Raw genomic sequence first — 25,660 nt, 5'->3', positions numbered from 1 at the left:
CCGGCAGGGCGGCCTACCGAGGCCGCACGTTGTGGTTGCGGGCGAACAGGTTGCCGGGGTCCCACTGGCGCTTGACCGCCGCCAGCCGCTCGTAGGTCCGCGGCGGATACACCGCCGCCACATCCTCCTCGCCCGCCGAGGCGAGGAAGTTCACGTACGCGCCGCTCACGTGGGGCGCGAGCCTGCCCCAGATCGCCTCCAGGCCCGGCAGCGCGGCCTCCACGACCGGCGCCGGCCCCGCGACCGTGGTCCCGATCATCAGCTCCGCCCGGCGATGCGCGTACGCCGTGGCGTCGCCGGGCACCCGGGCCACCGCGCCGCCCAGGCTGCGTACGGAGATGAACGGCGCCCCCTCCGCCGCCCCGGCCGCGGCGAGGATCCGCAGGGCCTCGGGCACCGACTCCCTCCCGACGAACCCGCTCCGGGTGAACAGGCGGATCCCCGGCGGCGCGACGAGGCCGTCCACGAGCGTGTCGGCGTACGGCCGCAGCGCCACATCGTCGGCGATCACCGTGCCGAGCCGCCGGATCGGATCGATCGCCCGGGCAGCGAGGTGCGGGTCGTCCCCGTCGAAGGCGACCTGCACCTCGATCGGAGCCAGAGGGCCACCGGCCAGAGGATTGGCGAGGTTCGCGATCGACGTCAGCTCCTCCGGCGCCGCGCGCAGCAGGTCGGCCCACCCCTGGAGCACGGCGGCGGCCTCCTGCGCGGGGAAGGCGATCTTCCCGAAGAAGACGTCCGTCGTCGGATGCGCCGCGAACTCGAACGCGGTCACGATCCCGAAGTTGCCACCGCCACCCCGAAGAGCCCAGAACAACTCGGCGTTGTCCTCCACGCCGGCCCGCACGACCTCTCCACCGGCGGTCACCACCTCGGCGGCGACCAGGCTGTCCAGCGCCAGGCCGTGCTTCCTGACCTTCCAGCCGATGCCGCCGCCCAACGTCAGCCCGCCGACACCGACGCTCCTGGTGTCGCCCGAAGAGATCGCCAGCCCGTGCGGGGCCAGAGCGGCCGCCACCTGACCCCAGGTCGCGCCGCCGCCGATCCGCACGATGTGCCGCTCCTTGTCGACGACCTCGACCGTCGCGAGCCCGCTCAGATCGATCACCACGCCGCCGTCGTTCGTGCCGAAGCCCGGGAAGCCGTGACCGCCGCCCCGCACGGACAGCACAAGCCCCGCCTCCGCTGCGAATCTCACCCCCGCCCGCACATCCCCGACGCTCCTGGGCCGCAGGACACAGGCCGGACTGCCCTGCACCAGCGCGGTCCGCCCGGCCGACGCGTACTCCGCCGCTCCCGGTTCGATGACGTCGCCGCCGAAGTCACGGCGAAGGGTCTCAAGCGCTGCGTTCATGACTCGTGTGCTCCTCACTCGCGATGTGCCGCGCCGAGCACCGGCGCGGCGTCCTGACGAGCAAGAGATCCCGGCCACCCGAAACCTGTGACGGCACCGTCGTGTGACGTGCGTCACCCATCCCTGGTGTCACAAAGCGGCGAGCGCCGGGATCGTATGGACGCAACGGCCGAGAACCAGCAGACGAGAACCAGCAGACAGGAAACCCGCGCATGAGCGAGAGACCAACGCACGCACCCCAGCCGCTCGGCGACCGGACGGAGCCCGCCATGGACCGCGCCGTGGACCACGCCGTGGACCCGGCCACCGCGGCGTTCGTCGCCCACCGCAACCTGCTGTTCACCGTGGCCTACGAGATGCTCGGCTCGGCCGCCGACGCCGAAGACGTCCTCCAGGAGACCTGGCTGCTGTGGGCGGGCGTCGACCTCCACGCCGTACGCGACCAGCGCGCCTACCTCGTGCGCATCACCACCCGCCAGGCCCTCAAACGACTCCGTACGCTCGGCCGGCGCAGGGAGTCGTACGTCGGGCCGTGGTTGCCCGAGCCGTTGCTGACCGCGCCGGATGTGGCCGAGGACGTGGAGCTGGCCGAGAGCGTGTCGATGGCGATGCTGCTGGTGCTGGAGACGTTGTCGCCCACCGAGCGGGCGGTGTTCGTGCTGCGCGAGGTGTTCGACCTGGACTACGACGAGATCGCCGACGCCGTCGGCAAGAGCCAGGCCGCCGTCCGCCAGATCGCCCACCGCGCCCGCTCCCACGTCGCCGCCCGCCGCCCCCGCGACACCGTCACCCCGGACCAGACCCGCCACGCCCTCCAGGCCTTCAAACAGGCCGTCGAGACCGGCGACCTGCAACGCCTGCTCGACATCCTCGCCCCCGACATCGTCTTCCTGGCGGATGGCGGGGGACTCAAGCAGGCCGCCCCGACCCCCATCGTCGGCGCCGACCAGGTGGCCCACCTGCTGAGCAGGCTCGCTCCCGCGGCCTCACTGCAGCCCGCGCACGTCAACGGCCACCCCGCACTGATCATCCGGGCCGACGGCCACGTCGACACCGTCATCACCGTACGTATCGACGACGGCCTCATCACCGGCCTCTACGCCGTACGCAACCCGGAGAAACTGTCACACATGGAGCGGGAGATCACTGTCACCCGCTGAACCCGCCGCTCACGCGGGGGAGAGGACCGCACCGGTACGGCGAATCACGTCGTAAGGCTCGGTCGCCCACCCGATCAACCGCCTGACGATCTCGTTCAGGCCGCGGCCGAGCGCGTACTCGACATGCGGCGGCACCTCGGCACACGCGGCACGGCCGATCAGCCCGGGGGAGAGGTCACAGTACGTAACCGACCGGCCGGCCGCACCGCAGCGGGAGGCAGACAGAGGGAGCGGCCGGCCGGTTGCCGGGCTCGCCGTACGTCCCGGCTTCGGCGCCACACCAGCCGGCGCGGGCGCGGGCCCGCTCATCGCGAGCACGCGAGCGCGAGCACCGGTCGGATCGTGGGAGACGGCGACGCCTCGAGACGCGAACCGGAGGAACCAGAGGAGTGGCCGAACCAGCCAACTTGACATAATGTACATTATCGAGCAACGCCGGAAGGGGCTGTGGCCTGGGATTCAGGTGCGCGTGACGCCCATGCCCGCGCGGTCACCGCGGCGGAGGCCGTCAGCCGAGTTCCTCGGCCAGCGCGACGACGATTCCCTCGGGCCCGCGCAGGTAGCAGAGCCGGTACGCGTCCTCGTACTGCACGACGTCGCCGACGAGTTCGGCGCCGTGAGCACGCAGGCGCGCGATGACCTCGTCGATGTCGTCGACGGCGAACATGATGCGGCGGATGCCCAGCGTGTTCGCCGGGGCGTCCCGCGGCACACCGGCGATCGCCTCCGGCGTGTGGTATTTCGCCAGCTCGATCCGCCCGTGGCCGTCCGGGGTGCGCATCATCGCGATGTCGACGCTCTGGTCGTCGAGCCCGACGAGGCGTGCCGCCCACGGCCCTTCGATCAGCGCCTTTCCCTCCAGCTCCATGCCGAGTTCCACGAAGAAGGCAATGGCGGCCTCCAGGTCGTCGACGACGATGCCGACGTTGTCCATGCGCTGGATCGTCACGATGGTCCCTCCTCTGTCGCGGTCACGGGCACCCCTGGGACGGAGCCGGCGCCGAATTCCCGACACCCAGATCCAAGATCTTTCCTGCCGGACGTATACGCATCCACGGATGCGACAAATGCCTCATCACTCCCTATACCGGACAGAAGGTGAATTCTGTCCGGTATAGGGAGTGATGTCCGCTCTTTCCATCGATGGCCGGATACTGACTGATCAGCCTCATGGTCCGCTTATGGTGCGACCATGAGCACCCACGACAGCGATCCGTTGCCCCAGGGAAGAGAACCCTTCGATCTCGCCGGCTACGTCCGGCGCACCAGAGGCCGTCCGTGCTTCATCTGCGCCATCCTGGCGGGCGCGCCCGGCTACGACCTTGAGCAGATCGTCTTCGAGGACGAGCACCACGTCGCTTTCCTGGATCGCTACCCCACGATGCCCGGCAAGGTCCTGGTGGCTCCCGGCGCCCACGTGGAGCATGCCGTCCGGGACCTTGACGAAGACGCCTACCTGCGGCTGATGCGGACGGTCCGCCGAGTCGCCCTGGCGGTCGAGGCGGTCGTCCCCTCCGAACGCACCTATCTGTTGTCCTTGGGCAGCCAACAGGGAAACGCCCACCTGCACTGGCATATCGCTCCCCTGCCTCCAGGAACTCCGTATGAGCAGCAGCAGTATCACGCTCTGATGACCGAGAACGGCGTGATTCCCTGGTCGGCGCAGCAGGCGGCCGACCTTGCCGGCCGCCTGCGCGCCGTCCTGTCCGAGGCCGGCGTGGACAGGTGACGACCGGCACGCGGTTGCCCAGTGCGCGTCGCTCCCCCGCAGGCCGGCCTGCTCACGCGTGACGAGGCGGTGGGTTCAGGCGAGGTGCCGTTGGAAGAAGCGCAGTGAGCTGTCGATCTCGGACTCGGGGAGCTCGCCATGCCTGCCGGGGTTGGCGTGCAGGGTCTTGTCGGCCGAGGCGAAGGCGTCGAACAGTGCGAGGCCCTGGGCCCTCGGCACCCGTTCGTCGTCCCATTGCAGCAGGAACCGCACCGGCACGGTGACCCGTGCGGCGGCCTCGGCCGACGCCGGCGCGCCGCCCAGGCCCAGCACCGCACACCGGATCCGGGGCTCGGCGGCGACGAACGGAACGCCGAGGCCGCATCCCAGCGACACGCCCCAGTAGCCCACCGGGCCGCCGCCGACGTGGTCGAGCCGGCGGAGCGCCCGGAGCACCACCCGCCATTCCGGGACGGTCTGGCGGGCCACGAGCGCCTGGAAGGCGGCGATCAGCGGAGCGAGCTCCTCCCCCGCCGCCACGCGAGCCTGATTCTCAGTAGCGATCTTGTCGTACCTCTCGTCCGTCGGACGGTCGCCGTGGCCGGGCACGTCCACCGCGGCGACGGCGAAGCCGCCCTCGGTGACGTAGCGGTGCGCGCGGGCGAGGATGTCGGGGTCCTTCTTGTGCCGGCCGCCACCGTGGCACATCAGGATGAGAGGACGAGCGCCTGTGGCGTTTTCCGGTGTCCAGAGCACGCCGGGGAGTGCATCGAGGGTGAAGAGTTGTTCGGTGACGCCGCCGGACGACGTGCAGGAGATGAAGCGCACAGCGTTTCACGCCTTTCGAGGATGCCTTTTCGCGGGCACTCCCCTAGGCGATGAGAAGGAGGGAGTCCCGACCTGTCACAGCGTTGATCGGTCTCACCTCCCTGGTTCGCCGCGATGCGCGGTGACGGTGAACATATCACGGCAGGACGGCCTGTCCCCCGCCATGTTGTGAACCGGGACGGATGCGATGTTGCCGCATTCCCGAGGTGGCGATAACGTGAGCTTCGTGACTGCCGGGTCGGCCATGGGCCACAAGCGAGTGAGGCACCCGGCCACGGCGTGAGGGCCGGGCGGGCGCGAGGCCCGCCGCATCTTCGACCTCGTGATCTGAAATTCTTTCGACCGCGTATCGGCGCGGCCTGTCGCGTCGGCGCAATTCGCCGCCGCGCCGTCTCCTATGCCGCCGCGCGCGTTTCCGTCATTCCTTCACCACCGCCTGCGCTGATGCGGCGAGGCGGTCGGTTCGCCATGCCGGCTCATCGAACTTGATCGGGGTTGAGGCGAGGCTGCGCCTGCTCGCGCGGCTGCGGGATGGATTGCCTCTTGAGGGAGCTCGCGGCTCCCGTTGATCATTTCTGTTATCTACGCAGAAGATCAACAGAAGAGCCGCGAGCATGGTCAACGATACGACCCGGCTGCTGGGCCTGGAGGGCCTGGCCGTCGTCGACGTCGTCGCAGCAGGTGAAGACAGCAGGCAGGGGCCGATCGTGCATCTGGTCACCGCCGACGAGAGCGCTCGGGCCTGCCCCGAGTGCGGGGTGTTCGCGGCCCGGGTCAAGGAGTGGGTGACCACCCGCCCGCGTGACCTACCGGTCGCGGGCCGCCGCTGTGACCTGCGCTGGCGTAAACGCCGGTGGTACTGCGACGAGCCGGCCTGCCCGAGAGGGACGTTCACCGAGCACGTCGCACAGGTCCCGGCCCGGGCCCGGCTGACGGTGCGATTACGCCAGGCCGCCGGGGAAGCCGTCGCCGACCGTGGGAGGACGATCGTGCAGTCGGCTCGCGACCACGGCGTGTCCTGGCCGGTGGCCTGTGCGGCGTTCACCGCGCACGCCCAGCGGGTGCTGCCCGGTCAGCCCGCCCCCGTCACGGTGCTGGGGATCGATGAGATCCGCCGAGGCCGGCCCCGCTGGACCTGGGATGAGACCACCGGCACCTGGCAGACCGTCGTGGACCGATGGCATGTCGGCTTCGTCGACCTGTCCGGCGGGCAAGGCCTGCTCGGCCAGGTCGAAGGCCGTACCAGCACTGCTGTCACCGGCTGGCTCGGCCAGCGTACTCAGGCCTGGCGTGATGGCGTGACCTTCGTCGCGATCGACATGTGCACCATCTTCAAATCCGCCGTCCGGGTGGCGTTACCGCAGGCCAGGCTGGTGGTCGACCACTTCCACATCGTGCAGCTGGCCAACGCCGCCGTCACCGAGGTCCGCCGCCGCGTCACCGTCCAGGTGCGGGGCAGGCGCGGGCGCAAGGGCAACCGCGAATGGGAACTACGTAACCGGCTGACCCGCTCGGCCGCCCGGATGCACGGCTCGCAACTCGACCCGATGGTCGATGACCTGATGGCGCTACCGAGGCGGATCGGAGTGCCGATCCTGGCCGCGTGGAACGCCAAGGAAGACCTGCTCGACCTGCTCGCCTTGGCGCGCACCCACCCCGATCGCTCCGTCGTCGCCGGCCGGCTGTTCCGCTTCTATGACCGCTGCGCCGCCTCCGGCCTGCCTGAACTGGAACGCCTGGCGAGCACGGTCGAGACCTGGTGGCCCGAGATCCTCGCGTTCATCCACACCGGCATCACCAACGCCGGCTCCGAGGGCACCAACCGCGTGATCAAGACCGTCGCCCGCGACGCGTACGGCTTCCGCAACCCCGAAAACCAGCGGTTACGCACCCGCTGCGCCACCACCCGACGAAGCCGCGGATTCCTCAACCCCGCTTAACTTCGAAGAGCCGCCATGCCCGGAAAAGCCCCGCATCAAGAAAGTCCGGCATCAAGAAAGTCCGGAACAAGAAAGCAGACAATGCCGCACGACTTCAATCAGCAGATCATCAAGGAATTCCGCGCCAACCGTGGCAAGGTGGGCGGCCCTTTCGAGGGGGCCAGGCTGCTCCTCCTGACCACCACCGGCGCACGTTCGGGGGTCCGCCGTACGGTCCCCCTGGGCTACCTGGATGACGAGGGAGGCCGGATGCTGGTCATCGCCTCGGCAGGCGGTGCGCCGCGCCACCCGGCCTGGTATCACAACCTGCGTGCCGATTCCCGCGTCACCGTGGAGACCGGCATCCTCACGATCGAGGCGGAGGCCGCCGTTCTGGAGGGCGAGGAACGCGATCGGCTGTTCGCCCGGGCGGTCGAAGCCGATGCCGGCTGGGCCGACTATGAGGTGCGGTCGGGCCGCGTGTTGCCCGTCGTGGCGTTGACCCCGCGCTCCGTTTCCTTCTCGGACCTGCCGGAAGGCGCCCCTTCGCCGCGTGACGGGGATCGTCTGCGCGTCGCTCAGGTCCCCGCCGCCTCCGGCGACCGCGCGGCCGTGATGACCGCGATGCAGTCCCTGTTCACCGGTGCACCGGCGCTCGGTGGCGATGCGACGCCCGCGCTGGCGCACACCGGAGGCGTTCCGGGGCTGTGGGTCAGCGCGGCGGGAGGGTCGGCTGCCGGGGACGGCGTCACGCTGTACGTGCACGGAGGCGGTTTCGAGCGTGCCCAGCCGGCGCTGGAGCCTCTCATGGCCTGGCGGCTGTCGGAGGCCACCGGGCGTCCCGTGTTCAAGGTGGACCAGCGGCTGGCGCCCGCCCATCCGTATCCCGCCGCGTTGGACGACGTGGTGGCGGTGTATCGGAGCCTTTTGGAGCAGAGGGTGCCGGCCGATCGGGTCGTCGTGTGCGGCGAGTCGTCGGGCGGGACGCTCGTCCTGTCGGCGTTGCTGGCGCTCAAGGAGGCGGGTGATCCGCTGCCCGGTGCGGCGATCGCGGTCTCCCCGCTGACCGATCTGACCTTGTCGAGCCGGTCCCTGGACGTCAACGAGGGCGGGGATGTGATCGATCGCCGGGTGGCCGAACACGTCACCGCGCAGTATCTGGCCGGAGCGCCCGCCGATCGGGCGCCCCAGTCTCCGCTCCACGGGGATCTGCGCGGCCTGCCGTCGCTGCTGCTCGTGGCCGGGACCGCCGAGGTGCTGCTGGACGACACGCGGCGCTTCGCGGCGGCCGCCGCGGCCGCTGATGTCGACGTGACCGTGGACCTGTACGAGGGCATGCCGCATGCCTTCCATGCGAGCGTGATGGCGCAGGACCCGCCTGCTGTGGCCATGACGTTCCTGCGCCGTCTCGCGGACTGGGTCGCCGGCACCCGGGCGGGGAGGGCGAGGTGACGCCGATCCGCCCGTGAAGATGCCTCTGACCGCCCGATCGGGACGAGCCGGCATCGTTCCCGGCCGATCGGGCGGCCGGGGCTCGTCTCAGCCTGTGGGCATGCCGATCTGGCCGCGTTCGAGCAGGGAGCGCAGCGTGGCGAGGACCTGCCGGGTGGCCTCCCCCGGGGAGCCGTCGAGGGTGTCTGCGACCAGGTCGGCCAGCGCGCCGGTGACGGTGGCCTCCGCCGCGTCGGCGAGCCGCGTGCCGTCGTCGGTCAGGGCCAGCAGGGAGGAGCGGCGGTCGGCCGGGTTGGGCCGGCGGACGACCCATCCGCGTTGTTCGAGGCGGTCGACGCCCTTGCTGGTCGCGCCGATGCCGACGGCGAACTCGGCGGCGAGGTCCGCGACGCGGGACCCGGGGTGGTCGCGCAGATAGCGCAGGGCCTCGAACTGGGAGGTGACGATGCCGTGCCGTTCCCGCAGCCGGTCGTTGAGGGCGTTGTAGAGGCGTGTCTCGCATCGGACGAGATCGGAGAAGAAGCTCTGGAGGCCGGCTGGGTCCCCGTTCGATTTAGATGCCACGGCATATAGTGTACGGGCATCTACTTCTGGCGGGAGCACCCATGAGCAAGCAACAACGCGCCCGGATCGACGCGATACTGCGACGGCCATGGCCCGAAGGGCCCCGGTCGGTCGAGGCCCTCCGAGCCGGCTTCACGGCGCTGATGGCGCAGATGATCGTGCCGGACGCCGTGCGCGTCACGCCGACGACGCTCGGCGACCGGCCCGCATTGCATGTCGAGCCGGACGAGGAGCGCCGCGCCGGGACGATCCTCTACTTCCACGGCGGCGGCTGGGTTTTCGGATCCCCCGAGACCGCGCTGTCGCTGACGGGAAACCTGGTGGTCAGGACCGGCTTCGCGGCCTATTCGGTGGACTACCGGCTGGCCCCCGAACATCCGTTCCCCGCCGCGATCGACGACAGCGTGAGCGCCTACCGCGCCCTTCTCGACAGCGGCGAGGACCCCTCGGCCATCGCATTCGCCGGGGACTCCGCGGGCGGCGGGCTCGCGGTCACCACCTGTCTCGCCGCGCGTGACGCGGGTCTTCCGCTGCCCGCCGCCATCGTGGCGTTCTCCCCCGGCCTCGACGCCACCCGTACGGGCGAGAGCATGGACACCAAGGAGGGCATCGACCCGATCTTCACCCGGGAGGCCCTCGAACACACGGGGGCCATGTATCTCGGCGGGGCCGACCCGCGGCAGCCTCTGCTCAGCCCGGCCGTCCTCGCCGATCTGACCGGGTTTCCCCCGATGCTGCTTCAGGTGGGCACCAACGAGGTCCTGCTGGACGACTCCACGCGCCTGGCCGCGCGGGCCCGGGCGGCGGGAGTGGACGTGATCCTGGACGTCACCGCGGGCGTGCCGCATGTGTTCCAGTCGTTCGCCGGGGTCCTGGACGAGGCGGACGAGGCGCTGGACCGGGCGGCCTTCTTCCTCGGCCAGCGCATCCGCGCCGGGGGCGTGCCGCGCGCGTTCTCCCCCGCCGGGAGCCGCTCGGCCGGGTCGTGATCGGCCGGGTCGTGATCAGCCGGGTCGTGATCAGTGGGTGTTCACGCCCGGTCGGCCGTCTGCGCGGGGGCGGACGCCGGCGCGTCGCCGAGGACGGGGCGGGTGGCCCTCCGGCGGGTGGCGAGGGTGAGGAGCAGCGAGGCCGCGGTGAGCGTCACGCCGAACCAGACGACGCTCGTGACGCCGAGGTGATCGGCGAACAGACCGCCGAACAGCGCGCCGAGTGCGATGGAGGTGTTGTACGCCATGGTGTTGAGCGACATGGCGGCTTCGAAGGTGTCGGGTGCGGCGGCCTGGGTGAGGTTGACCTGGGAGAGCTGGACGACGCCGAAGGAGACGCCCCAGAGCACCAGCGTGACGACCGCTCCTGCCTGCCCGTGCGCGATCGTGAGCAGCAGGAGCAACGACGTCACGAGTCCCGCGCAGCCGGCGATGAAGCTGCCTCTGAGGCTCTTGGTCACCGTGTAGCCGGCGACGAAGTTCCCGGCCGCGCCGCCAGCGCCGTACACCATCAGCGCCGCGGTGATGAAGAAGGGCGTGGCGGACGCGCTGTCCTCCAGGTAGGGGCGGACGAACGTGTACGCGCCGAAGTGGCCGAGCACGAAGAGCACGATGGTGAACAGCACCAGGCGCAGCGGCACGTTCTTCAGCGGGAGGCCGAAGACCTCTCGTACGGAGACCGCGTTCGTCGACGGCAGTGACGGGATGACGGTGACGACGGTGAGGAGGACCAGCGCGCTGAGGCCGGCCCAGATGAGGAAGGTGGTGCGCCAGCCGGTGAGGCTTTCCAGGACGGTTCCCAGCGGGATGCCCACGACGGCGGCGATCGAGATGCCGGACATCACGATCGCGGCGGCCCTGCTCGCGTGGCGTTCGGCGACGAGGCGCATGGCCATGCTCACGCCGATGGCCCAGAACACTCCGCTGGCGAAGCCCATGACGAGCCGGGTCGTCAGGACCAGCGGATAGTTCGGGGAGATCGCGGTGATCGTGTTTCCCACGGTCAGGATCGCCAGGAGCGTGGACAGCAGGACGCGCCGGTTGACGCGCCTGGTCCACGCCACGATGAAGGGCACGCCGAGCCCGGCGGAGACGCCGTACAGGGTGACCATGAGCCCGGCGGCGCCCACGGATATGCGCAGGCTCGTGCTCATCGGGGTGAGCAGGCCGACGGGCATCAGCTCGGTGGTGAGGAAGGCGAAGAGGCTGGCGGTGATCGCCGCGACGCCGAGCCATGCTCTGGCGGTCGAGTGCGGGTGTGTGCCTTGGGTGGCCATTGGTGTTCTTTCTGGTTGGTCGATCGCCTGCCGGCCGGGTGCGTCGTTCGGCCACGCGGCGCGGCGGGAGAGGAAGTCGGCGGCGCGGGGCCCGGTGGCCGCCGCCTTCAAGGGTGCGCGATCACCGATTGATGAGTCCAACACATAGTTTTCATCGACATCGATCGTGGTTCATCATGGTCGGGTGGAGCTGCAGCAACTGAGGTATGTCGTGGCGGTCGCGGAGACCAGGAACTTCACCCGGGCGGCCGAGCGCTGCCGTGTGGTGCAGTCGGCGCTCAGTCATCAGATCGCCGCGCTTGAGCGGGAGCTGGGCGCGCGGCTGTTCGAGCGGACCAGCCGGCGGGTGCGGCTGACGCCTGCCGGGGAGGCGTTCCTCACGGCGGCACGGGAGTGCCTGGAGGCCGCGGACCGCGCGCGGGCCGAGGTGGCGTCCGCCGCCGGGGAGATCCGCGGGCGGCTCGCCGTCGGCACCATCCCCACGGTGGCGGCCGTCGATCTGCCGGTCGCCCTGCGGGAGTATCGGCGGCGTTATCCGAGGGTGCGCATCACGCTCACGGCGGCGGGCAGCGACGAGCTGGTCGAGCGGGTGCGGCAGGGCGCCGTCGACGTCGCGTTCCTCGGCCTGCCGCCGCGTGCGGAGCCCAGGGGCGTCAGGAGCCGCCGTCTCGGTGGCGGCGAGCTGGTCGCGGTGGTCGCGCCCGACTATCACCGGGTGGAGACCGAGGCGGACCTGCGGGGGCTGGCGGACGAGCCGTTCATCGACTTCCGTGTCGGCGCGGCGGGCCGGGCGCAGTCGGACGAGGCGTTCGCGGCCGCGGGGGTGCGGCGTGAGGTGCCCTTCGAGGTGTCGTCCGCCGATCTCATGGTCGATCTCGTACGGCAGGGCCTCGGCGTGGGCATGCTTCCCGCCGCATACGCGCCGCGCTTTCCCGACCTGCGCGTCATCCGCCTCCGTGACGCTCCCACGCGGGTGGAGCACATGATCTGGGACAACCGGCCGTCTCCGGCGGCCACGGCCTTCCTTGAGCTGATCGACGCCGATCACTCCGCACTTTTGCCAGTTACATGATTACGCTCGAAGGCGGAGCGGCCTCGTCCTGCCCGGCGATCCCGACTTCCGCGCCGTCTTCGCGAGTTACATCGAGTGGGGCACCCGTCTCGCCCTGGCGAACCCCCAGCCGGGCGCCCGTCCCCCGCTGGGGCTGGGGTGTGGCCCCGCCCTGCTCCCCCGCCTCCTGATCCCAACCTTCTGATCCCACGTCGTGAGATCCTCGGCGGGTCACTCGGGCGGCACGCCGAGCTGGGACAGCAGTTCCATCTGGTCGAGATAGACGCGCATGCTGACGATCAACCCGTTTTCGACCGTGCAGACGTAGCAGGAGCGGATGTTCACCGGACGGCCCGTCGGCGGGATGACCTTGCCGCCCGGCCCCCGGTAAGGCCCCTTGTGGGTGCCGACGAACACGACCTCGTCGATCGTCGTGTCGTCGGTGTCGAACGACTCCAGGACCACGGTGTGCACGTCCGGGAACGCCGCCCAGAACTCCTCCAGGTAGGAGCCGAGTTCCTCGCGGCCCTCGGCGAGGCCTTCGGGGCTGAGGATGGCCGCGTCGGGGCTGACCGTGCTGAGCAGCGCGTCAATGTCATGCGCATTGAACGCGGCGTTGTATCTGTCGCGCACCCGGCGGGCTTCACCCACGATGTCGGCCCTCCCTTATCGGTGGATGCCCTGTGAGCGCGCCGCCGCGCCCGTCTCAGCGCAGTTTTTGCCGGGCCCTGTTCACGGCTGCCACTCATCGGGATCGTCCTCGGCTCGTACGGCGAAGCCGCCGCGGCCGTCGAAGACCACCGTACGGACGACGTCGAACCCATCCGACGATCGCGGGCGGCGCAGGCGTCTCACCGTGGCGTGGATGCCGACCTCGGGGACGCGGGCACGGCCGGGCCGTAGCGCGTTGCGCTCCAGGGACGCGGCGAGGTCGGGCTCGGTGGCCTGCCAGTCCGCCGCGTCCGCGACAAGACCCAGCAGCCGGTCGGGGCGGCCGGCCTCTTCGAGCCTTCAGTCTGCTCTCGTCGCGGCCGGTGACCGCCACGCGGTGGCCGCGGCCGAGGAGCAGCCGCGCGGTGTGGGCGCCGATACCGCTGGTCGCGCCGGTGATCCACACCATGGGTACAGTCGAAGGAATGGAATCTCTGTCCGGAGACCACACCGGTGATCCCGCCGGCAACCGTTCGGACATTCGCGACTTCCTGACCAGGGCCTCGGTCGCGATGCTCCGCGCCGAAGCGGGACGTGCACCACACGACCGGGCCCTGCGTGAGCTCGTCGGCGAGCTGTCCACGCTCAGCCTCGACTTCCGCACCATGTGGGCCAGTCACGACGTCCGGATCCGTCTCGAAGGCGGCAAGCGGCTGGACCATCCCGAAGCCGGCCGTCTGGAGATGACCTTCCGCTCCCTGAACCTGCCCCTGCCTCAACGGGCCGTCCACGAGCTGGTCATCTACACTGCCGAGCCGGGCACACCCTCGGAGGACCGCCTCAAACTCCTCGCCGGTTGGACGGCGCCGCAGACCTCCCCCACACGATCCGTCCGGTCGGGCGTGTGAGCATGGCCGTCCCGGAGCGCGGGGAGGAGGAGCTGACCGGCGGCGGGGTCAACCGGGTCGTCCGGGTGGGGGGCACGGTGCGCCGGCCGGCCCGCAGGTGGACGCCGGTGGTGCACGCCCTGCTGGGCCATCTGGCGGCGGCCGGGTTCGGCGGCGCGCCGAGAGCGTACGGGTGTGACGGTGAGGGCCGGGAGGTGCTGGAGTTCGTCCCGGGTGAGGTGCCGGACTATCCCCTGCCGGCGTACGTGATGACCGATGAGGCGCTGGCCGGGGCGGGGACGTTGCTGCGGGACTACCACGACGCGACGGTTGGGTTCGCGCCGCCGGAGGACGCCGAGTGGTACTTCCCGCCGCGCGCTCCGGCGGAGGTGGTCTGTCACGGTGACGTGGCGCCGTACAACTGCGTCTTCCGGGAGGGGCGGCCGGTGGCGTTCATCGACTTCGACACCGCGCATCCGGGGCCGCGGGTGTGGGATGTGGCCTATGCCGCGTACCGGTTCGTGCCGTTGCACGATCCGAGTCGTGATGAGAGTGCTCCCGGGGTGGCGGAGCAGGCGCGGCGGCTGCGGGTGTTCGCCGACGCCTACGGGCTCGGCGCGGCCGGCCGGGAGGCGCTGCCGCGGACGGCGCGGGCGCGGCTGGCGCATCTGGTGGCCCACATGCGTGCGGAGGCGGCGGCGGGTCATGAGGCGTTCGCCGCGCATGTCGCCGAGGGGCACGACCTGCTGTATCTCGCCGACAGCGCGCATGTCGCGCGTCACGAGGCGCTGTTGCTGTCGGCGCTGTCGGCGCTGTCGCCGGAGGGGACGGGCGGCAGGGTGGGGATGTCGGCGGGGTAGAGCGACAGCAGCAGCCCGTACGGCTCGCCGCCGGGCGGTGGGGTGCGCCCGGGAGGGGGCGGGAGGTCGCGGAGGCGGGCGATGAGCGCGTCGGCCTCCTGCCGGGTGAGCCAGAGGTGGTTGAGCTGGGTGTGCTCGGGTTGTTCCGGCCGGGCGGGGAGCATCTCGGCGAGGGCGGCCCTGATGAGGAAGCCGGGGCCGGGTTCGGCGTCCTTGTGCAGCCGGAAGCCGCGGCTGACCAGGGTGAGGGTCTGTTCGGTGCCGCCGCGTACGTGCCGGGTGCCGGCGAGGCGGACGATGCCGGCCTCGCGCAGGACGCGGACGTGGTAGGCGATGGTGCCCTTGGCGGCTCCCAGTGCGGTGGCCAGTTCTCCCAGTGTGGCGGGGCGCTGGCGGAGCAGGTTGACGATGCGGTGACGGACGGGGTGGCCGAGTGCCTTGAACTGCTCGGGGGTGCGCAGCTCCAGGAGGCCGGGTTCGCCGCCGGGGCGCTCCCCCGTCGTCTTGTCGTCGTTCACGTAAGAAAGTGTCGAGGATGGTCGACGCTTTGACAAACCGGCGAGCCGCCCACCACAATCGCCGGACCGGAAGCGTCGAAAAATATCAACGCTTGTCACATGGAGGAAGCCGATGCCTCATTCGACGGCGCACGTCGTCACCGACAGACCCGAGCGCTACATCAAGCAGCTCGTGTCGCACATGAGCCACAAGGCGCGGGCCGTGCTCGGCGGCGACGGCCGCGCGGTCATCGAGGTGCGGTCCGGGCGGTGCGTGCTGCGGCCGCACGGCGGCGGACTGGAGATGATCGCGACCGCCGCCGACGCCGAGTCGCTGCTCGGCGTGCAGGATGTCGTCGCCCGTCACCTGCTGCGGTTCGCCACCCAGGAGGATCTCGTGGCCGACTGGTCGCCCCCGGTCGCGGGCGACGCGGCGTGGCACGTGTCCCCCGTCGTGGACGACTACCTGCTCACCCACTGCTCCCCCGCCGACGATGTGCTCAACGACCTGGTGGTCAGGACGCGGGAGGAGACCGGCGGCGCGGCCGGGATGCAGGTCTCGCACGACGAGGGCGCCCTGCTGACGATGCTGGTGCGCCTGTCGGGCGCCCGCCTGGCCGTGGAGGTGGGGGTGTTCACCGGCTACTCCTCCATCTGCATCGCCCGGGGGCTGCCGCCGGACGGGCGGCTGCTGGCCTGCGACGTGAGCACGGAGTGGACGTCGATCGCCAGGAACTACTGGGAGCGCGCCGGTGTGGCCGACCGCGTCGACCTGCGGATCGGTCCGGCGCTGGAGACGCTGCGCGCGCTTCCCGCCGAGCCGGCCATCGGTTTCGCCTTCATCGACGCCGACAAGCAGAGCTACCCCGACTACTACGAAGAGGTGGTCACCCGCCTCACCCCGGGCGGGCTGGTCGTGGTGGACAACGTGTTCCAGGGCGGGCGCGTGTTCGACCCTGCCTTCCAGGGGGACGCGCAGGTGGCCGTACGCCGCCTGAACGAGACGATCGCGCGGGACAGCCGGGTGGAGTCGGTGATGCTGCCGGTGCGGGACGGGATCACGATCGCCCGGCGGATCGGCTGATCCGCAAGGGCGTGTGCGGGGTCAGCCGATCACGCGGGCGAGGAACTCCTCGTAGGTCGTCGGTGTCGCGGTCTCGGCATCACGCGGCTGGGTCATGACGATCCGGCGCTCGGCGACGTCGAGGGTCATGGCGGTGGTGCCGTCCGCCATGTGCGGGGAGAACCCGGCGGCGAGAAGACGCTCGCGCATGGCGGCGGCGTCGATCTGTTCGTAGCGCGCCCCAGGTCGTCCGACCGCCTGTCCGATCGCGGCGACGATCTCGTCGAGCGTGATGTCCCGGGGGCCCTGCAGTTCGAGCGTGCGGGTGCCGGCCCTGCGGCGCCCGGTGAGAAGATCCGCGGCGACGGCGCCGATGTCGGCCGTGGCGATGGCCGGGAGAGGGAGGTCCCCGGGGATGAGCCCGTGGGCGGTGCCGGTGGCCCGCACCTCTTCGATCATCGGCAGGGTGTTCTCCATGAACCATCCGGCCCGCAGGTGGGTCACCTCCACACCGGTCAGGGTGTCGAGCGCTTCTTCGAACGGCCGCAGCCCCCACACCGGGCCACGGGCACCGGCGTAGCTCGCGGCCCAGGCGCTCAGGCCGACGATCCGGGTGAGGCCGTCGAGATCGTCGAGCGCGTGACGATAAGCGCTGATCACGCGCCGCTGGTAGGCGGGGAAGTCAGTGCTGCCGGGGATGAGGCCGGGTGCGATCATGACGAACGCCGTGCGGGCATCGGCGAAGGCCTCCCGGAGGCCGTGGGGGTCGTCGGGGCGTACTTCGGCCGCTTCGGCGCCGCGCTCCGCGAATCGCTGAAGCCGGCCGCGGTCGCGGCCCAGCACCCGGATCCGGTGTCCGGCGGCGAGCAGTGCCTCGGCGACGGCGGAACCGGTGTTGCTGGTGGCGGATGCGACGACGATCATGAGTGCTCCTCGCGTATGGGATCTTCGATGCGTCGACGACCGGCGTGCGCGCGGGCCGGCGGTCAGCCGGCGGCGCGGGCGCCGAGAAGTGCGAGCCGGGCGGCCGAGGGCGTGCCCGCCTTGGCCGCTCTCACGATCAGACGCTGCCCCGGATCGTCGGGCAGGCGGAGAATCTCCTCGATGACGACTTGCCGGCCATCACCCCTCCATCATGTCTCGTCGCCCGGTGGCCTGGTCGCGCCCGGCACCCTGCTCGGCGGGGCCCGCGCCGCTCGCGCCGCGTGCCTGTCCATGTCGTGGTCAGGCACGCGACGGCGGCACGGCCTCGGCCCTGAGACGGCCGGGAGACGGCCGGGAGACGGGACGGGGACGGCCCCGAGACGAGACGGCGCTCGTCCGGAAGGGCTGACTGTTCCATGGGGCGGGGCTTACGATCATCACATGTTCGGCTTGGGCACGGTCGAGGTGTTGGTCCTCGCCGTCATCGTGATCGCGCTTCTCGGTGTGGGTCTCGCGGCGGTGCGGGCCGGCGCACGCCCCGCCGGGCCGCTGACCTGGCGCAGCCCGGGCCTGCTGCCGCCGGTCTCGGCCGACCTGCAGCACCGGGTGCGGGAGCTGTACGGCGAGAACAAGAAGATCGAGGCGATCAAGCTGATCCGCGAGCAGACCGGGCTCGGCCTGAAGGAGGCCAAGGACCTGGCCGAGGCCCTGGCCGCCGGACGGCCACTGCCGGTGGCGCCGGGCCAGGCGCGGCCGGACCTGGCGTCGCGGGTGCGGGAGCTGAAGGCGGCCGGGCGTGGCGAGCAGGCGGTGTTCCTGGTGCGCGGCGAGACGGGCATGGGCCAGGCGGAGGCCGAGCGGTTCGTCGACGCGATCGACGTCACCGGCGCGGCCGGCGAGGCGTAGGAGACCCGCTACAACGGTGTCCGCTGTCGGTGCGGCTCGGTACGGTGTCGATCATGCTGCCCGTACAGGTGAACAGGCTGACCGTGCAGGAGGCCGGGGACCGCTATGTGGAGCTGGTCCGCGCCAAGACGGTGACCGGTGCGCTGTCGCCCGCCACGGCCGAGGTGTACGCGCGTGACGTGGCCACGTTCGTACGGCTGGCCGGGCCGGGCCGGGTGCTGGACGACCTGACCGGTGAGGACGTCGACGCGGTGCTGCTGGCCTTCGCCCGCAAGCCCGACGAGCGCAGGAAGCATGACGGACACGAGAAGAACACCGGGCAGAGCGCGGCGTCGCAGGCGAGGTTCCGCCGGTCGGTGTCGGCGTTGTTCCGGCACGCCACGTCGGCGGGCTGGGTGCATCTGGATCCGATGGCGGCCTCGTCGGTGCGGGCGCGCGAGCGGGGCGGGCTGCGGCCGGAGCGCCGCGCGCTGACCCGGGAGCAGGCCGAGGGGCTGATCGAGGCGGCGGCCTCGCCCGCCGCACCACCCGCGAAGGCGGCCGGTTCGGGGGCGGGGCGGCGCAGGCGGGCCGACCAGCGGACGGAGGTGCGCGACGCGCTGGTGGTGCTGCTGCTGACCACGCTGGGCCCCCGGGTGTCGGAGCTGGTGCGGGCCAACGTGGAGGACTTCTACACCAACGACGGGGTGCGTTACTGGCGCATCTTCGGCAAGGGCGGGCGCACCCGGGACGTTCCGCTGCCCGAGGCCGTCGCGGCGGCGCTCGACGCCTACCTGGCGGTGCGGGCCGGCGGGGACGGTGAGAAGGCGCTGCTGCTGTCGTGGCGGGGCAGGCGGCTGGCGCGGGGCGACGTGCAGGCCGTCATCGACCGGGTGCAGCGGCAGGTGGAACCCGGGCGGCGCCGGGCGGTGACGCCGCACGGGTTACGGCACACGACGGCGACGCACCTGCTGGCCGACGGCACGGACATGGACGCGGTGCGGCGGGTGCTGGGCCACAGCGACCTGTCGACGCTCGGCCGCTACCGCGACGACCTGCCCGGGGAGCTGGAGGTGGCGATGGGGTCGCACCCCCTGCTGCGCCGCCGGCGCGGCCGGGCCGTACGGGACGACCAGGGCGGGCCGGACACCTGACGCCGGGGTGGTCAGGCGGTGCGCACGGGCCGGCGCGGGATGGTGCGCAGCGCCGCGGGGTCGCTGGAGTCGCTGTCGTGGACGCCACCGAGGCGGATCGTTCATCGGTCGTCCTCCAGGCCGATCATCAGGTGGGTGACCAGCCGCTCGGGCGGGGTGGTCGCGGGGTCGGAGACGTACGCCTCGCGGAGCGGGCCGGTGGGGGCGTGCCCGCGTTCGGCGCACCAGGCGAGCAGTGCGTGGGCGGTGAGCGGGATCTGGTCGTAGGGGCCGACGTGCGCGGCGACGGCGAACGTGCCGCCAGGCAGGGTCTCGGGGGCGGCGCCGGGCACCTGCGGCAGGCCGGTGCCGGTGAGGGCGACGGCGACGGGGATCAGCTCGCCGTAGTCGAGCGGGAACAGCCCGACGAAGGCGGGTGCCGGCGGCGCGGCGGCCAGCAGGCGGGCGACGCAGGCGGAGGTGGCGCGGCCGATGTCGCCGGGGGTGGCCACCAGGTCGCGGACGACGACCGCGGGGCGCGGCGGTTCGGTGACGAGGGTGACCTCGGCGCCGGGCAGGCCGGTGGCGAGGATGCGTTCGAGGCTTTCGAGGGTGCGCCTGCGGCGGGCGAGCTCGGCCTCCTGGTCGTCCCTGACCCGGGCGAGCGCGGCGGCCGCGGAGCCCGAAACGTCCGGTCCCCCGTCGTTGCCGGACAACACCTCCGCGATGACGGGCAGGGGCACGTCGAGGGAGCGCAGCAGGCCGATGACGAGCGCGTCGCGCGCCTGGGCGGCATGGTAGTAGCGGTAGCCGCTGGCGGGGTCGATCCAGGCGGGTTCGAGCAGCCCCATGGCGGCGTAGTGGCGCAGTTGCTTGACGCTGAGCCGGGCGAGGCGGGCGAACCGCCCGATCGACAGGAGGTCGTCGTTCACGTGCCCCAGCATGGCCTGTCTCCCCGTGTGAGGGTCCACGGCCGGATATCGCGCGGAAATCGCCGTGCCGGGTGTCGAGAATGTGCTGCCGGCTCCGTCCCAGGGACAGCAGCGGCCACGACAGGGCCGCCCGACGAAGGAGAAGCACGATGAAATACCTGATCCTCAAGCACTACCGGGGCGGCCCGGCCCCCGTCGTCGACTACGGGACGATGGACACCTGGACGCCGGAGGAGGTCGACGCGCACGTGCAGTTCATGCGTGACTTCGCGGCCCGCCTGGAGGAGACGGGCGAGTTCGTCGAGGGCCAGGCCCTGTCACCCGAGGGCGCGTTCGTACGGTATGACGGCGAGGGGCGCCCGCCGGTGACCGACGGCCCGTTCGCCGAGACCAAGGACCTCATCGCAGGCTGGATGGTCATCGACGTGGACTCCTGGGACCGCGCGGTGCAGCTCGCCGGGGAGCTGTCGGCCGCCCCCGGCCCCGGCGGCAAGCCGATCCACGAGTGGCTGGAGGTCCGGCCGTTCCTCGCCGAGCCGCCCACGGTCACCGAGTGAACGAGTCGCTGCTGCGGGAGCTGGTGCCCGCGGTGATCGGTGTCCTCGTCCGGCGCGGAGCCGACTTCGCCTCGGCCGAGGACGCCGTGCAGGAGGCCCTGATCCGGGCGCTGGACACCTGGCCCGCCGATCCCCCGCGCGATCCGAAGGCCTGGCTGGTCACGACCGCCTGGCACAGGTTCGTCGACGCCGCCCGCGCCGAGGCGTCGCGGCGGGGCCGGGAGCTGGCCGTGCAGGCCGAGCCTCCGTCCGGTCCCGCGCCCGCGACGGACGACACGCTGCGGCTGTACTTCCTGTGCGCGCACCCCACGCTGCCGCACAGCTCGGCCGTCGCCCTGACGCTGCGCGCGGTCGGCGGCCTGACCACGCGGCAGATCGCGGCGGCCCACCTCGTCCCCGAGGCGACCATGGCGCAGCGGATCAGCCGGGCCAAACGGCGGATCGCCGGGCTGCCGCTCGACCAGCCCGGCGATCTCGGGACGGTGCTGCGCGTGCTCTACCTGGTGTTCAACGAGGGGTACGGCGGAGACGTCGACCTGGCGGCCGAGGCGATCCGGCTGACCCGCCAGCTCGCCGCGCTGACCGGCGAGCCCGAGGTCGCCGGGCTTCTCGCGCTCATGCTGCTGCACCACGCGCGGCGGGCGTCGCGCACCGGCCCGGGAGGCCGTCTGGTGCCCCTCGCCGAGCAGGACCGGTCGCGCTGGGACACGGGCAAGATCGCCGAGGGGGTGGCGATCCTGCAGGCCGCGCTGGCCCGCGACCGGCTGGGCGAATACCAGGCGCAGGCCGCGATCGTCGCCCTGCACGCCGACGCCCGCAGCGCCGCCGAGACCGACTGGGTGCAGATCGTGGAGTGGTACGACGAGCTGCTGCGCCTGACCGGCAGCCCGGTGGTGCGGCTCAACCGCGCGGTGGCGGTCGGCGAGGCCGACGGGCCGCACGCGGGCCTGGCGGCGCTGGACGGCGTGGATCCCGGTCTGCCGCGCTACGCCGCGGTGACGGCCTACCTGCACGAACGCGCCGGCGATCTCCCGCTGGCCGCCGAGCTGTACGCCGAGGCCGCCCGCGCCGCCACCAGCGTGCCGGAGCGCGACCACCTCACGCGGCAGGCCGCGCGGGTGCGGCGGCTGCTCCGGCAGTGAGCACCCTCGGCGAGCGCTCCTCGGCGAGCACCGCCGGGGGCTCCGCGCGCCCCCGGCGGCGTGTGTTCACGGTCCGGCGCCGGGCGGAGATCCGCACGAGGGAGGGGATGACCCCGGTGGCCACAGGCACGACCGCCACGGCGGGGATTCCGCGCGGCGGCGGATCCGGGTTGACCCTCACGTAACGAGAGGCCGCAGGCTTGGCCCCGGAAGGGAGGAGAGCCCATGGGCTACTCGGTCGGCCAGGTCGCCCGCTTCGCCGGGATCACCGTGCGGACGCTGCACCACTACGACGAGATCGGGCTGCTGCGGCCCAGCGAGCGCACCGCCGCCGGATACCGGCGCTACAGCGAGGCGGACCTCGACCGGCTGCAGCAGGTGCTGTTCTACCGGGAGCTCGGGTTCTCCCTGGAGGAGATCGCCGTCGTCCTCGACGACCCGGGCACCGACCCGGTGACCCACCTGCGCCGCCAGCACGAGCTGCTGCGGCGCAGGATCGGGCGGCTGGAGGCGATGGCGGCGGCGGTCGAACGTGCCATGGAGGCGAGGAAGATGGGGATTTCCCTCACGCCGGAGGAGCGGTTCGAGGTGTTCGGCGACTTCGATCCCGCGCAGTACGCCGAGGAGGCGGAGGAACGCTGGGGCGGCACCGGCGCGTTCGAGCAGAGCCGCCGCCGGACGGCCCGCTACACCAAGGACGACTGGCGGGCCATCACGGCGGAGACCGGCGAGGTGCTGCAGGCGTTCGCGGCGGCCTTCACCGAGGGAGAGCCCGCGGACGGCGAGCGCGCTATGGACCTGGCCGAACGGCACCGCGCGCACATCACCCGCTGGTTCTACGACTGCACCTACGAGATCCACAAGGGTCTCGGGGAGATGTACGTGGCCGACCCGCGGTTCGCGGCCAACTACGAACGGCTCGCCGAGGGCCTGAGCCACTGGGTCCGCGACGCCATCCACGCCAACGCGGCGCGGCACGCCTGACCCCGGGGTCCGGCCAAAAGATCCAGGGAGGGGTCGATCCAGACAGGGGTCGATCCAGACAGGGGTCGATTCAGGGAGGGGTCGATTCAGGGAGGGGTCACAGCACGGCGGCCAGCGAACCGGTCATCAGGTGGCGCCACCCGCCGTCCATGATGGAGCGGGCCCGCCGCTGCATCTCGTTGCCGGGATCGAAGCCCTCGTGCGTGAGGAACAGCCGGGTGCCCCGGCCTTCGGGTTCGAGCGTCCAGGTGATCGTCCAGTCGGCGCCGGCGGGGCTGGCCGGGTCGGCGTCGCGCCAGCCCAGGCGGAGCATGTGTTCGGGCTCGAAGGCCAGCACCTCGGCCTGGACGGTGGCGGCTGGACGGTGCCGGAGAACCCGGTGCCGGGCATGGCCGTCCCGCGCATGGCGTAGCGGTGTCCCACGCTGAGGCGGAAGTCGCCCGGCATGAACCACCGCGCGAGCAGGTCGGGGTCGGTCAGGGCCCGCCACACGCGGGCGGGCGGGTGCGCCAGGTATTCGTCCAGGCGCAGCACGGTCGGGTCGTCGGCGTCGTTCATGGCCTCTCCTCGTCGTGGTCCGCGTGGTGGCCGCCGCCGCTGCCGTACGGCGGGACGCCGGCGCTTGCCGTCGCGGTGTCCGTCGTCGTGCCGCCGGTCGTTTCGGTGTCCGAGGTCCCGGTGTCCGAGGTCCCGGTGTCCGAGGTCCCGGTGTCCGAGGTCCCGGTGTCCGAGGTCCCGGTGTCCGAGGTCCCGGCGTCCACGGTCTTGGTGCCGTCGGTGTCGTTGTCTGCGGTCTCGGTGTCGTCGAGCAGGTGGCGCAGAGCCGACAGCCTGTCGCGCCAGAACCGTTCGTAGGGGTCCAGCCAGTCGCGGACCCGGACGAGCGGAACGGGCTCCAGGCTGTAGAGCCGGCGCCTGCCGTCCCTGCGTTCGCTGACCAGTCCCGCCTCACGCAGCACCCGCAGGTGCTCGGAGAAGCTGGGCCGGGCCATGGCGAAGCCGGAGGCCAACTCCTGGACGGACCGGGGGCCGCGCTCGCGCAGCAGGCGCAGCACCTCGCGCCGCACCGGGCTGGCGAGCGCGGCGAAGATCTCGTCCTCCGAAGGCGGCGGCGGAGACGGCGCCGATGACGGCCGTGCCCGCGGCCCTGCGGTGGTGGGGGTGACGTCCACGGCATCATCATAGGTAGGAAATCTCCTACCTGTCATCATCGGGGCCTTCACTGACAGGAAACGCGCCGGAAACACGACCCAGTCAAGATGGGGACTCGTGATCAGGGCCATTCTGTTCGACCTCGACGAGACCCTTTTCGATCATCGCCGGGCGGTCGCGCACGCCGCGACCCGCTGGACCGAGTCGGTCTGCCCCGGTCATGAGCTGCTGCCGGAGGCGCCGGCGCTGTGGCTCGACCTGGAGGACAAGCACGTGCCCGCGTGGCACGCCGGGGAGTGCTCGTTCGCCGAGCAGCGGCGCCGGCGGCTGCGCGAGTTCTGCCGCCGCCTCGGGCTGCCCACGCCGTCCGACCCGGACGCGGCCTTCGCCGCCTTCCTGACCCACTACGAGTCGGCCTGGACCGCCTTCGCCGACGTGACCGAGGCACTGGACGCGCTGGCGGCCCTCGATGACGCCCCCACGCTGGGCGTTCTCACCAACGGCGTGGCCGTCCAGCAGGAGGCCAAGCTGCGCAGCATCGGGCTGATGGACCGCATGGAAGTGGTGCTGACCCCCGACACGCTCGGCGCGTTCAAGCCCGCCCCGCAGTGCTACCACAAGGCCGCGGCCAAGCTCGGCCTGCGCCCGCAGGAGGTGCTCATGGTCGGCGACAACCTCCTGCTCGACGCGGTCGCCCCCACCCGTGCGGGCATGCACGGGGTGTGGCTCGACCGCTACCGCGCCGAGCCCGGCGCCTCCTCCCCCGGCGTCACGAGGATCACCACCCTGCGCGACCTGCCCGGCGTGCTGGCCGCGCTGCGCCCGCGCCTGCTCGGCCCGTCACGCGCCGCCTGAAAGCCCGGACAGCGCCCTCGAACCGGGCCCGCAAACCGGCTTGCCCGCACCGCGCGGGGCCCGGTCAGGTACGCAGGCCCGCGGCGGCGACACGGCGGCGGGCGAAGCCGAGCCGTTCGTAGACGACGACGGCCGCCCGGTTCCAGTCGTCCACCATCAGCGCCACGCGGCCGTGTTCCGCGATCAGCGCGGCGGCCACGAACCGGCACACCCGCTCCCCCAGCCCGCGTCCCCGCGCCGGTTCGGCCGTCGCGACCCCGGCCAGCAGGCCCACCGTCGGCGCCGGCCACGCGTCGGCCGCGACCGCCAGCAGGGCGCCCGAGCCGTCCCGGACCCCGGCCCAGCGGCGTACGCGCGGCAGGCCCGGCACGGCGTAGGAACTGGGGTTGGCGGCGGCGAGCAGCGCCGTCACCTCCGGGGCGGCGGAGTCCGCCAGCCAGGAGGCCGCCCCCTCCGGGCCTGTGACCTCGCCGCCCGTCACCTGTGAGCGGGGTGGGGCGAGCTTCTCGGTGCCCATCCAGGAGAAGTGCCCGGCCAGTTCCAGTTCGGGCATGCCCTCGATGACCCGTTCGATCAGCTCCGCGTCGCCGAGGGGCCGGTAGGACGGGCCGCACTCGGCCAGGGCATGCCGTACGAGCCGGACGGCCTGGGCGGCCGGGCCCCGCACCACCAGGCGGTCGCGCCGCGACACCTCGGGGCTGGCCACCGCCACCGCGTCCCCATGCGCCCACGCGCGTACGCCGGGCCGCATGCCCTGGGCCGCCCACACCACGAGGTCGTCGTCGCCTGAGGCGGCGACGACCTCGGCCTCGCTCACCAGTTCGCGCACGCGTGTC

The 25,660-nt window shown here is 72.0% G+C and carries 28 protein-coding genes; 15 read left to right on the top strand and 13 right to left on the bottom strand.

The window, feature by feature from the left end; translation table 11 throughout:
- Nucleotides 1–13 precede the first annotated feature (13 nt).
- The gene (locus OHB01_RS29145) at nucleotides 14–1,354 is read right to left on the bottom strand and encodes an FAD-binding oxidoreductase (protein WP_328854258.1); all 1,341 of its coding nucleotides are present in this window, start codon (nucleotides 1,352–1,354) and stop codon (nucleotides 14–16) included.
- A 269-nt stretch (nucleotides 1,355–1,623) separates the two neighbouring features.
- Between OHB01_RS29145 and OHB01_RS29140 the strand changes: the two genes are divergently transcribed.
- Nucleotides 1,624–2,514 carry an RNA polymerase sigma-70 factor gene (locus tag OHB01_RS29140; RefSeq protein WP_328855872.1) on the top strand — a complete coding sequence of 297 codons (891 nt, stop codon included), beginning with the start codon at nucleotides 1,624–1,626 and terminating at the stop codon, nucleotides 2,512–2,514.
- A gap of 508 nt (nucleotides 2,515–3,022) precedes the next feature.
- Here the strand turns inward: OHB01_RS29140 and OHB01_RS29135 are convergent.
- Entirely contained in the window at nucleotides 3,023–3,448 is a 426-nt protein-coding gene (locus tag OHB01_RS29135; protein WP_168066530.1) for a VOC family protein, read from the bottom strand.
- A gap of 258 nt (nucleotides 3,449–3,706) precedes the next feature.
- Between OHB01_RS29135 and OHB01_RS29130 the strand changes: the two genes are divergently transcribed.
- On the top strand, nucleotides 3,707–4,243 hold the full coding sequence (locus OHB01_RS29130; protein WP_328854257.1) for an HIT family protein: 537 nt from the start codon (nucleotides 3,707–3,709) through the stop codon (nucleotides 4,241–4,243).
- Between the two features lie 75 nt (nucleotides 4,244–4,318).
- On the opposite strand, the gene OHB01_RS29125 is transcribed toward OHB01_RS29130, so the two are convergent.
- Nucleotides 4,319–5,050 carry an alpha/beta hydrolase gene (locus OHB01_RS29125; protein WP_328854256.1) on the bottom strand — a complete coding sequence of 244 codons (732 nt, stop codon included), beginning with the start codon at nucleotides 5,048–5,050 and terminating at the stop codon, nucleotides 4,319–4,321.
- Nucleotides 5,051–5,664: 614 nt separating this feature from the next.
- On the opposite strand from OHB01_RS29125, the gene OHB01_RS29120 reads away from it, so the two are divergent.
- Nucleotides 5,665–6,990 (top strand): ISL3 family transposase, encoded by a 1,326-nt coding sequence (locus OHB01_RS29120; RefSeq protein ID WP_328709300.1) that lies wholly within the window; start codon nucleotides 5,665–5,667, stop codon nucleotides 6,988–6,990.
- An 81-nt stretch (nucleotides 6,991–7,071) separates the two neighbouring features.
- Nucleotides 7,072–8,421: a nitroreductase/quinone reductase family protein gene (locus OHB01_RS29115; protein ID WP_328854255.1), complete on the top strand. Its 1,350-nt coding sequence runs from the start codon at nucleotides 7,072–7,074 to the stop codon at nucleotides 8,419–8,421.
- A gap of 87 nt (nucleotides 8,422–8,508) precedes the next feature.
- Here the strand turns inward: OHB01_RS29115 and OHB01_RS29110 are convergent, their stop codons facing one another.
- A complete protein-coding gene (locus OHB01_RS29110) occupies nucleotides 8,509–8,985 on the bottom strand; it encodes a MarR family winged helix-turn-helix transcriptional regulator (protein ID WP_142651733.1) in 477 nt (158 codons plus the stop codon).
- Nucleotides 8,986–9,026: 41 nt separating this feature from the next.
- On the opposite strand from OHB01_RS29110, the gene OHB01_RS29105 reads away from it, so the two are divergent.
- Entirely contained in the window at nucleotides 9,027–9,974 is a 948-nt protein-coding gene (locus OHB01_RS29105; RefSeq protein ID WP_147944933.1) for an alpha/beta hydrolase, read from the top strand.
- Nucleotides 9,975–10,015: 41 nt separating this feature from the next.
- Here OHB01_RS29105 and OHB01_RS29100 read toward each other — a convergent pair whose 3' ends face one another.
- The gene (locus tag OHB01_RS29100) at nucleotides 10,016–11,251 is read right to left on the bottom strand and encodes an MFS transporter (RefSeq protein WP_328710088.1); all 1,236 of its coding nucleotides are present in this window, start codon (nucleotides 11,249–11,251) and stop codon (nucleotides 10,016–10,018) included.
- 184 nt (nucleotides 11,252–11,435) lie between these two features.
- Between OHB01_RS29100 and OHB01_RS29095 the strand changes: the two genes are divergently transcribed.
- Complete coding sequence (locus OHB01_RS29095) at nucleotides 11,436–12,323, top strand: LysR family transcriptional regulator (protein WP_142651730.1); 888 nt, start codon at nucleotides 11,436–11,438, stop codon at nucleotides 12,321–12,323.
- A gap of 210 nt (nucleotides 12,324–12,533) precedes the next feature.
- Here OHB01_RS29095 and OHB01_RS29090 read toward each other — a convergent pair whose 3' ends face one another.
- Nucleotides 12,534–12,953 carry an ester cyclase gene (locus tag OHB01_RS29090; RefSeq protein ID WP_168066528.1) on the bottom strand — a complete coding sequence of 140 codons (420 nt, stop codon included), beginning with the start codon at nucleotides 12,951–12,953 and terminating at the stop codon, nucleotides 12,534–12,536.
- A gap of 81 nt (nucleotides 12,954–13,034) precedes the next feature.
- Nucleotides 13,035–13,157, bottom strand: a complete 123-nt coding sequence (locus tag OHB01_RS29085; protein WP_328710089.1) for a hypothetical protein — start codon at nucleotides 13,155–13,157, stop codon at nucleotides 13,035–13,037.
- 281 nt (nucleotides 13,158–13,438) lie between these two features.
- Here OHB01_RS29085 and OHB01_RS29080 point away from each other — a divergent pair, with 281 nt between their 5' ends.
- Nucleotides 13,439–13,861, top strand: coding sequence for a hypothetical protein (locus tag OHB01_RS29080; protein ID WP_328854254.1), 423 nt, complete (start codon nucleotides 13,439–13,441; stop codon nucleotides 13,859–13,861).
- Nucleotides 13,862–13,863: 2 nt separating this feature from the next.
- Complete coding sequence (locus tag OHB01_RS29075; RefSeq protein ID WP_328855871.1) at nucleotides 13,864–14,700, top strand: aminoglycoside phosphotransferase family protein; 837 nt, start codon at nucleotides 13,864–13,866, stop codon at nucleotides 14,698–14,700.
- Here the strand turns inward: OHB01_RS29075 and OHB01_RS29070 are convergent.
- A complete protein-coding gene (locus tag OHB01_RS29070) occupies nucleotides 14,619–15,218 on the bottom strand; it encodes a helix-turn-helix domain-containing protein (protein ID WP_328854253.1) in 600 nt (199 codons plus the stop codon). The genes OHB01_RS29075 and OHB01_RS29070 overlap by 82 nt on opposite strands.
- Before the next feature lie 112 nt (nucleotides 15,219–15,330).
- Between OHB01_RS29070 and OHB01_RS29065 the strand changes: the two genes are divergently transcribed.
- On the top strand, nucleotides 15,331–16,281 hold the full coding sequence (locus OHB01_RS29065) for a DUF2218 domain-containing protein (RefSeq protein ID WP_328854252.1): 951 nt from the start codon (nucleotides 15,331–15,333) through the stop codon (nucleotides 16,279–16,281).
- Nucleotides 16,282–16,302: 21 nt separating this feature from the next.
- On the opposite strand, the gene OHB01_RS29060 is transcribed toward OHB01_RS29065, so the two are convergent.
- Entirely contained in the window at nucleotides 16,303–17,184 is an 882-nt protein-coding gene (locus tag OHB01_RS29060) for an NmrA family NAD(P)-binding protein (RefSeq protein ID WP_328854251.1), read from the bottom strand.
- A 441-nt stretch (nucleotides 17,185–17,625) separates the two neighbouring features.
- Between OHB01_RS29060 and OHB01_RS29055 the strand changes: the two genes are divergently transcribed.
- Together OHB01_RS29055 and OHB01_RS29050 are read left to right on the top strand one after the other, a co-directional pair.
- Nucleotides 17,626–18,090 carry a ribosomal protein L7/L12 gene (locus tag OHB01_RS29055; protein ID WP_328854250.1) on the top strand — a complete coding sequence of 155 codons (465 nt, stop codon included), beginning with the start codon at nucleotides 17,626–17,628 and terminating at the stop codon, nucleotides 18,088–18,090.
- Between the two features lie 53 nt (nucleotides 18,091–18,143).
- The gene (locus tag OHB01_RS29050) at nucleotides 18,144–19,223 is read left to right on the top strand and encodes a tyrosine-type recombinase/integrase (protein WP_328854249.1); all 1,080 of its coding nucleotides are present in this window, start codon (nucleotides 18,144–18,146) and stop codon (nucleotides 19,221–19,223) included.
- 101 nt (nucleotides 19,224–19,324) lie between these two features.
- Here OHB01_RS29050 and OHB01_RS29045 read toward each other — a convergent pair whose 3' ends face one another.
- Nucleotides 19,325–20,146 carry a MerR family transcriptional regulator gene (locus OHB01_RS29045; protein WP_142651724.1) on the bottom strand — a complete coding sequence of 274 codons (822 nt, stop codon included), beginning with the start codon at nucleotides 20,144–20,146 and terminating at the stop codon, nucleotides 19,325–19,327.
- A gap of 137 nt (nucleotides 20,147–20,283) precedes the next feature.
- Here OHB01_RS29045 and OHB01_RS29040 point away from each other — a divergent pair, with 137 nt between their 5' ends.
- The 3 genes from OHB01_RS29040 to OHB01_RS29030 all read left to right on the top strand — a co-directional run bounded on the left by OHB01_RS29040 (nucleotide 20,284) and on the right by OHB01_RS29030 (nucleotide 22,817).
- The gene (locus OHB01_RS29040) at nucleotides 20,284–20,691 is read left to right on the top strand and encodes a YciI family protein (RefSeq protein ID WP_142651723.1); all 408 of its coding nucleotides are present in this window, start codon (nucleotides 20,284–20,286) and stop codon (nucleotides 20,689–20,691) included.
- Nucleotides 20,688–21,833 (top strand): RNA polymerase sigma factor, encoded by a 1,146-nt coding sequence (locus tag OHB01_RS29035; protein ID WP_328854248.1) that lies wholly within the window; start codon nucleotides 20,688–20,690, stop codon nucleotides 21,831–21,833. The genes OHB01_RS29040 and OHB01_RS29035 overlap by 4 nt, the downstream gene beginning before the upstream one ends.
- 225 nt (nucleotides 21,834–22,058) lie before the next feature.
- On the top strand, nucleotides 22,059–22,817 hold the full coding sequence (locus OHB01_RS29030; protein WP_142651721.1) for a MerR family transcriptional regulator: 759 nt from the start codon (nucleotides 22,059–22,061) through the stop codon (nucleotides 22,815–22,817).
- 97 nt (nucleotides 22,818–22,914) lie between these two features.
- Here OHB01_RS29030 and OHB01_RS29025 read toward each other — a convergent pair whose 3' ends face one another.
- Together OHB01_RS29025 and OHB01_RS29020 are read right to left on the bottom strand one after the other, a co-directional pair.
- Complete coding sequence (locus OHB01_RS29025) at nucleotides 22,915–23,130, bottom strand: SRPBCC family protein (protein WP_260617525.1); 216 nt, start codon at nucleotides 23,128–23,130, stop codon at nucleotides 22,915–22,917.
- A 241-nt stretch (nucleotides 23,131–23,371) separates the two neighbouring features.
- Nucleotides 23,372–23,989 (bottom strand): metalloregulator ArsR/SmtB family transcription factor, encoded by a 618-nt coding sequence (locus OHB01_RS29020; protein WP_328854247.1) that lies wholly within the window; start codon nucleotides 23,987–23,989, stop codon nucleotides 23,372–23,374.
- 97 nt (nucleotides 23,990–24,086) lie between these two features.
- Here OHB01_RS29020 and OHB01_RS29015 point away from each other — a divergent pair, with 97 nt between their 5' ends.
- Complete coding sequence (locus OHB01_RS29015) at nucleotides 24,087–24,824, top strand: HAD family hydrolase (RefSeq protein WP_168066524.1); 738 nt, start codon at nucleotides 24,087–24,089, stop codon at nucleotides 24,822–24,824.
- A 64-nt stretch (nucleotides 24,825–24,888) separates the two neighbouring features.
- Here OHB01_RS29015 and OHB01_RS29010 read toward each other — a convergent pair whose 3' ends face one another.
- Complete coding sequence (locus tag OHB01_RS29010; protein WP_222709702.1) at nucleotides 24,889–25,653, bottom strand: GNAT family N-acetyltransferase; 765 nt, start codon at nucleotides 25,651–25,653, stop codon at nucleotides 24,889–24,891.
- Between the last annotated feature and the right edge of the window lie 7 nt (nucleotides 25,654–25,660).

Origin of the sequence: Microbispora hainanensis (assembly GCF_036186745.1) — a bacterium.
Classification (GTDB): Bacteria; Actinomycetota; Actinomycetes; order Streptosporangiales; family Streptosporangiaceae; genus Microbispora.
Note: the sequence above shows the minus strand (reverse complement) of the source record. Positions and strands in the feature narration are given on the sequence as shown.

Bases quoted from the DNA above. Each gene is read 5' to 3' on its own strand.
- OHB01_RS29145 (WP_328854258.1), bottom strand. From the start codon at position 1,354: ATGAACGCAGCGCTTGAGACCCTTCGCCGTGACTTCGGCGGCGACGTC.
- OHB01_RS29140 (WP_328855872.1), top strand. From the start codon at position 1,624: ATGGACCGCGCCGTGGACCACGCCGTGGACCCGGCCACCGCGGCGTTC.
- OHB01_RS29135 (WP_168066530.1), bottom strand. From the start codon at position 3,448: ATGGACAACGTCGGCATCGTCGTCGACGACCTGGAGGCCGCCATTGCC.
- OHB01_RS29130 (WP_328854257.1), top strand. From the start codon at position 3,707: ATGAGCACCCACGACAGCGATCCGTTGCCCCAGGGAAGAGAACCCTTC.
- OHB01_RS29120 (WP_328709300.1), top strand. From the start codon at position 5,665: ATGGTCAACGATACGACCCGGCTGCTGGGCCTGGAGGGCCTGGCCGTC.
- OHB01_RS29115 (WP_328854255.1), top strand. From the start codon at position 7,072: ATGCCGCACGACTTCAATCAGCAGATCATCAAGGAATTCCGCGCCAAC.
- OHB01_RS29105 (WP_147944933.1), top strand. From the start codon at position 9,027: ATGAGCAAGCAACAACGCGCCCGGATCGACGCGATACTGCGACGGCCA.
- OHB01_RS29100 (WP_328710088.1), bottom strand. From the start codon at position 11,251: ATGGCCACCCAAGGCACACACCCGCACTCGACCGCCAGAGCATGGCTC.
- OHB01_RS29080 (WP_328854254.1), top strand. From the start codon at position 13,439: ATGGAATCTCTGTCCGGAGACCACACCGGTGATCCCGCCGGCAACCGT.
- OHB01_RS29075 (WP_328855871.1), top strand. From the start codon at position 13,864: ATGGCCGTCCCGGAGCGCGGGGAGGAGGAGCTGACCGGCGGCGGGGTC.
- OHB01_RS29065 (WP_328854252.1), top strand. From the start codon at position 15,331: ATGCCTCATTCGACGGCGCACGTCGTCACCGACAGACCCGAGCGCTAC.
- OHB01_RS29060 (WP_328854251.1), bottom strand. From the start codon at position 17,184: ATGATCGTCGTCGCATCCGCCACCAGCAACACCGGTTCCGCCGTCGCC.
- OHB01_RS29055 (WP_328854250.1), top strand. From the start codon at position 17,626: ATGTTCGGCTTGGGCACGGTCGAGGTGTTGGTCCTCGCCGTCATCGTG.
- OHB01_RS29050 (WP_328854249.1), top strand. From the start codon at position 18,144: ATGCTGCCCGTACAGGTGAACAGGCTGACCGTGCAGGAGGCCGGGGAC.
- OHB01_RS29045 (WP_142651724.1), bottom strand. From the start codon at position 20,146: ATGCTGGGGCACGTGAACGACGACCTCCTGTCGATCGGGCGGTTCGCC.
- OHB01_RS29040 (WP_142651723.1), top strand. From the start codon at position 20,284: ATGAAATACCTGATCCTCAAGCACTACCGGGGCGGCCCGGCCCCCGTC.
- OHB01_RS29030 (WP_142651721.1), top strand. From the start codon at position 22,059: ATGGGCTACTCGGTCGGCCAGGTCGCCCGCTTCGCCGGGATCACCGTG.
- OHB01_RS29025 (WP_260617525.1), bottom strand. From the start codon at position 23,130: ATGCTCCGCCTGGGCTGGCGCGACGCCGACCCGGCCAGCCCCGCCGGC.